The following is a 5396-nucleotide window of genomic DNA, read 5'->3' as shown; positions in this document are numbered from 1 at the left end:
TCGCCCGCCGCCAGCAGCCACACCTCACGCGCCGCGCGGATCGCGGGCAGCGTCAGGGAGGTCCGGGTCGGCGGCGGCTTGGGCGCGCCGTGCACACCCACCACCGTGCGCTCGGTCTCCCGCACCGCGGGCAGCTCCGGGAAGAGCGACGCCACATGGGTGTCCGGACCGACGCCCAGCAGCAGCACGTCGAACTCCGGCACCTCGGCGTGGTCCTCGGGGCCGGCCGCCTTGGCCAGCTCCGCCGCGTACGCGCCGGCCGCCGCGTCCACGTCCGCGCCGTAGGGCCCGTCGGAGGCGGGCATCGGGTGCACCCGCGCCGGGTCCAGCGGTACGGAGTCCAGCAGGGCCTCGCGGGCCTGCGTGTAGTTGCGGTCCGGGTCGCCCTCGGGGAGGTAGCGCTCGTCGCCCCACCACAGGTCGAGACGGCCCCAGTCGATCGCGTCCCGCGCGGGCGCCTTGGCCAGCGCGGCCAGCAGACCGTTGCCGTTGCGGCCACCGGTGAGGACCACCGAGGCGTGACCGCGCGACGCCTGGGCGTCCACGATCTTGGTGATCAGCCGCGCGGCGGCGGCCTCGGCCATCAGTTCCTTGTCGCGGTGCACGACCAGTTGCGGAGTGCTCACTTCGACGCCGCCTTCCTCGCGAGGGAGTTCGGGGTGGGCCGCTCGGCCTCGCCCTCCTCGGTGCCCGCCTCGGACTCGGCGACAGCCGCTTCGGCGACCGCCTCGTCCTCCGCGGCCTTGTCCGCGGCCTTCTCCGTGGGCCTGGCCGGAGCGCCGCCCAGCGTCACCGCCGCGTCCGCGCCCGTGGACAGCCGCTCCACGCCGTAGCGCAGGGCCGCCGCGTAGGTGTCGTCCGGGTCGAGCCGGCGCAGCTCCTCCGCTATCAGCTCGGCGGTGTCCCGGCGCTGGAGCGCCACCGCGCGGCCCGGCTGGCCCTGGATGGACAGGTTCGCCAGCGAACCGTCCGCCCGGTCCAGCACGACCGGCCCGCACGTCGTCTCCATCCGGACCGCCGTCAGACCCGGACCCGAGGACAGCGACCGCTGCACCGGCACGCCCAGCCGGTCCGCCAGCCACATGGCCAGCAGCTCGCAGCTCGGGTTGAACTCCTCGCCCTCCACCTCGACGGACCGCACCTCGCAGTCCACCTGGTCCAGGGCCGCCGCCAGCATCGAACGCCACGGTGTGATCCGCGTCCACGCCAGGTCGGTGTCGCCCGGCGTGTACGTCTCCGCACGCGCCGCCAGCTCACGCACCGGCTGCTCGGCCGCGTAGGTGTCGGTGACCCGGCGCTGCGCCAGCGCGCCCAGCGGGTCCTCGGCCGGGTCGAGCGGGGCGTTCACCGGCCACCAGACCACCACCGGCGCGTCCGGGAGCAGCAGCGGCAGCACCACCGAGTCGGCGTGGTCGGACACCTCGCCGTACAGCCGCAGCACGACCGTCTCGCCGGCGCCCGCCTCCGCGCCCAGCCGCACCTCGGCGTCGAGGCGGGAGGTGGTGCGGTCGCGCGGGGTGCGCGAGACCCGGCGGATGACGACCAGCGTGCGCGAGGGGTGTTCCCGCGAGGCGTCGCTCGCCGCCCGCAGCGCGTCGTAGGCGTTCTCCTCGTCGGTGACGATGACGAGGGTCAGCACCATGCCCACGGCGGGCGTGCCGATGGCGCGGCGGCCCTCCATCAGCGCCTTGTTGATCTCGCCGGCGGTGGTGTCGGTCAGGTCTGTCTTCATGGCCGGCGCCAGCTCCGTCCGTCTCGTGCGAGCATCTCGTCGGCCTCGGCCGGGCCCCAGGTGCCCGACTTGTACTGCGCGGGCCGCCCGTGCTCGTCCCAGTACTCCTCGACCGGGTCGAGGATCTTCCAGGACAGCTCGACCTCCTCCGTGCGCGGGAAGAGGTTGGCGTCGCCCAGCAGCACATCCAGGATGAGCCGCTCGTACGCCTCGGGGCTGGACTCGGTGAAGGACTCGCCGTAGGCGAAGTCCATCGACACGTCCCGGATCTCCATCGAGGTGCCCGGCACCTTGGAGCCGAAGCGGACCGTGATGCCCTCGTCGGGCTGGACGCGGATGACGATCGCGTTCTGGCCCAGCTCCTCGGTCGCCGTGTGGTCGAACGGGGAGTGCGGCGCCCGCTGGAAGACCACCGCGATCTCGGTGACCCGGCGCCCCAGCCGCTTGCCGGTGCGCAGGTAGAACGGCACACCCGCCCAGCGGCGGTTGTCGATCTCCAGCTTCAGCGCCGCGTACGTGTCGGTCTTCGACTTGGGGTCGATGCCGTCCTCTTGCAGATAGCCGATGACCTTCTCGCCGCCCTGCCAGCCGGCCGCGTACTGCCCGCGCACGGTGTCGGCGCCCAGGTCCTTCGGCAGCCGTACGGCACCGAGCACCTTGGTCTTCTCCCTGGCCAGCGCGTCCGCGCCGAAGGAGGACGGCTCCTCCATGGCGGTCAGCGCCAGCAGCTGGAGCAGGTGGTTCTGGATGACGTCACGGGCGGCGCCGATGCCGTCGTAGTACCCGGCACGGCCGCCGATGCCGATGTCCTCGGCCATGGTGATCTGGACATGGTCGACATAGGACCGGTTCCAGATCGGCTCGAACATCGTGTTGGCGAAGCGCAGCGCCAGGATGTTCTGGACGGTCTCCTTGCCGAGGTAGTGGTCGATCCGGAACACCTGGTCCGGCTCGAACACCTCGTGCACGACCTTGTTCAGCTCCTCGGCCGACTTCAGGTCGTGGCCGAACGGCTTCTCGATGACCGCGCGGCGCCAGGAGCCCTTGGACTGGTCGGCCAGACCGCTCTTCTTGAGCTGCTGGATCACGACCGGGAAGGCACCCGGCGGCACCGACAGGTAGAAGGCGAAGTTGCCGCCCGTGCCCTGCTGCTTGTCCAGCTCGTCGATGGTCGAGCGCAGCCGCTCGAACGCCTCGTCGTCGTCGAAGGTGCCCTGGACGAAGCGCATCCCCTGGATGAGCTGCTGCCAGACCTCCTCGCGGAACGGCGTACGCGCGTGCTCCTTGACCGCGTCGTGCACGACCTGCGCGAAGTCCTCGTCCTCCCAGTCGCGGCGGGCGAAGCCCACCAGGGAGAAGCCCGGCGGCAGCAGACCGCGGTTGGCCAGGTCGTAGACGGCCGGCATCAGCTTCTTGCGGGACAGGTCGCCGGTGACGCCGAAGATCACCAGGCCCGACGGCCCCGCGATGCGCGGGAGCCGTCGGTCCGCGGGATCACGAAGCGGGTTCGCTCCGGAACCGTTGAGGGGTGACAAATCAGCCCTCCGAGGGGGCGAGGCGCTTCAGCTCCGCCTCGGTCGACTTGAGCAGGTCGTTCCAGGACCCCTCGAACTTGTCCACGCCCTCGTCCTCGAGCACCTGGACGACGTCGTCGTAGGAGATCCCGAGCCGCTCGATCGCGTCGAGGTCGGCACGGGCCTGCTCGTAGGTGCCGGTCACCGTGTCGCCGGTGATCTCACCGTGGTCCTCGACGGCCTCCAGGGTGGCCTCCGGCATGGTGTTGACCGTGTTCGGCGCGACCAGCTCGGTGACGTACATCGTGTCCGGGTACGCCGGGTCCTTCACGCCGGTCGACGCCCACAGCGGACGCTGCTTGTTGGCGCCCGCCTTCTCCAGCGCCTTCCAGCGGTCGGTGGAGAAGACCTCCTCGTACGCCTGGTAGGCGAGGCGCGCGTTGGCGATGGCGGCCTTGCCGCGCAGCGCCTTGGCCTCGTCGGTGCCGATCGCGTTCAGCCGCTTGTCGACCTCGGAGTCCACGCGGGACACGAAGAAGGACGCCACGGAGTGGATCTTGGACAGGTCCAGGCCGCGCTCCTTGGCCTTCTCCAGGCCGGTCAGGTACGCGTCCATGACCTTGCGGTACCGCTCGAGGGAGAAGATCAGCGTGACGTTGACGCTGATGCCGTTGCCGATCGTCTCCGCGATGGCCGGCAGACCCGCCTCGGTCGCCGGGATCTTGATCAGGGTGTTCGGGCGGTCCACCAGCCAGGCGAGCTGGCGGGCCTCGGCCAGCGTGGCGCGCGTGTTGTGCGCCAGGCGCGGGTCGACCTCGATGGAGACCCGGCCGTCCTTGCCGCCGGTGGCCTCGAAGACCGGGCGCAGGATGTCGGCGGCGTCACGGACGTCCGCCGTCGTGATCATGCGGATGGCCTCTTCGACCGTGACCTCACGCGCGGCGAGGTCGGTGAGCTGCTGGTCGTAGCCGTCGCCCTGCGAGATCGCCTTCTGGAAGATCGTGGGGTTGGTGGTGACGCCCACGACGTGCTGCTGGTCGATCAGCTCGGCGAGGTTGCCGGACGTGATCCGCTTGCGCGACAGGTCGTCCAGCCAGATCGCCACGCCTTCCTCGGAGAGGCGCTTCAGTGCGTCTGTCATGGAAATTGCATCTCCTACGTGTCGTTTACGGGCGTCAGCGCTGCGTAGCGGCGAGGGATTCCCGCGCCTTGTCGGCCACGTTCTCCGGAGTGAAGCCGTACTCGCGGAACAGGACCTTGCCGTCCGCGGACGCGCCGAAGTGCTCCAGGGAAACGATGCGGCCGGCGTCACCCACGTACTTGTGCCAGGTCAGACCGATGCCCGCCTCCACGGCGACGCGGGCCTTGACCGACGGCGGCAGCACGGAATCCCGGTACCCCTGGTCCTGCTCCTCGAACCACTCCACCGACGGCATCGAGACCACACGGGTGGGCACGCCCTCGGCCTGGAGCTGCTCGCGCGCCTCCACGGCGACGTGCACCTCGGAACCGGTGGCGATCAGGATCACCTGCGGCTCGCCGCCCTCGGCCTCGAACAGGACGTAACCGCCACGCGCGGCGTCGTCGTTGGGCTCGTACGTCGGCACACCCTGGCGGGTCAGCACCAGGCCGGTCGGGGCGCCCTTGCCGAACTCCTTGGTCCAGCGCTTGAGCACCTCGCGCCAGGCGGTCGCCGTCTCGTTGGCGTCCGCCGGGCGGACCACGTTCAGACCGGGGATCGCGCGCAGCGCGGCCAGGTGCTCCACCGGCTGGTGGGTCGGGCCGTCCTCGCCGAGACCGATCGAGTCGTGCGTCCACACGTACGTCACCGGCAGGTGCATCAGCGCCGACAGGCGGACGGCGTTGCGCATGTAGTCGGAGAACACGAGGAACGTACCGCCGTAGACGCGGGTGTTCCCGTGCAGGGTGATGCCGTTCATCTCGGCGGCCATGGCGAACTCGCGGATGCCGAAGTGGATCGTGCGGCCGTACGGGTTCGCCTCCGGCAGCGGGTTGCCCGCCGGGAGGAAGGAGCTGTCCTTGTCGATGGTCGTGTTGTTCGACCCGGCGAGGTCGGCGGAGCCGCCCCACAGCTCGGGGATGACCGCGCCGAGCGCCTGGAGGATCTTGCCGGAGGCGGCACGGGTGGC

5 protein-coding genes are annotated in these 5396 nt (G+C 71.0%); all 5 read right to left on the bottom strand.

The window, feature by feature from the left end; all coding sequences use genetic code 11:
- Positions 1 to 626 (bottom strand): 6-phosphogluconolactonase (gene pgl / locus GT030_RS00790; protein WP_161199328.1); only part of this gene is annotated, 626 nt, incomplete at its 3' end.
- Positions 623 to 1732 carry a glucose-6-phosphate dehydrogenase assembly protein OpcA gene (gene opcA, locus GT030_RS00785; RefSeq protein WP_161199327.1) on the bottom strand — a complete coding sequence of 370 codons (1110 nt, stop codon included), beginning with the start codon at positions 1730 to 1732 and terminating at the stop codon, positions 623 to 625. The genes pgl and opcA, both read right to left, overlap by 4 nt.
- The gene (zwf, locus tag GT030_RS00780; RefSeq protein ID WP_161199326.1) at positions 1729 to 3267 is read right to left on the bottom strand and encodes a glucose-6-phosphate dehydrogenase; all 1539 of its coding nucleotides are present in this window, start codon (positions 3265 to 3267) and stop codon (positions 1729 to 1731) included. Before zwf ends, opcA begins: the two co-directional genes overlap by 4 nt.
- A gap of 1 nt (position 3268) precedes the next feature.
- Positions 3269 to 4387, bottom strand: coding sequence for a transaldolase (gene tal, locus GT030_RS00775; RefSeq protein WP_161199325.1), 1119 nt, complete (start codon positions 4385 to 4387; stop codon positions 3269 to 3271).
- Positions 4388 to 4421: 34 nt separating this feature from the next.
- Positions 4422 to 5396: transketolase family protein (locus tag GT030_RS00770; RefSeq protein ID WP_161199324.1), on the bottom strand; the 975-nt coding region annotated here is incomplete at its 5' end.

The sequence above is a fragment of the Streptomyces sp. SID1328 genome, assembly GCF_009865595.1.
GTDB classification, from domain to species: Bacteria; Actinomycetota; Actinomycetes; order Streptomycetales; family Streptomycetaceae; genus Streptomyces; species Streptomyces griseoluteus.
Note: the sequence above shows the minus strand (reverse complement) of the source record. Positions and strands in the feature narration are given on the sequence as shown.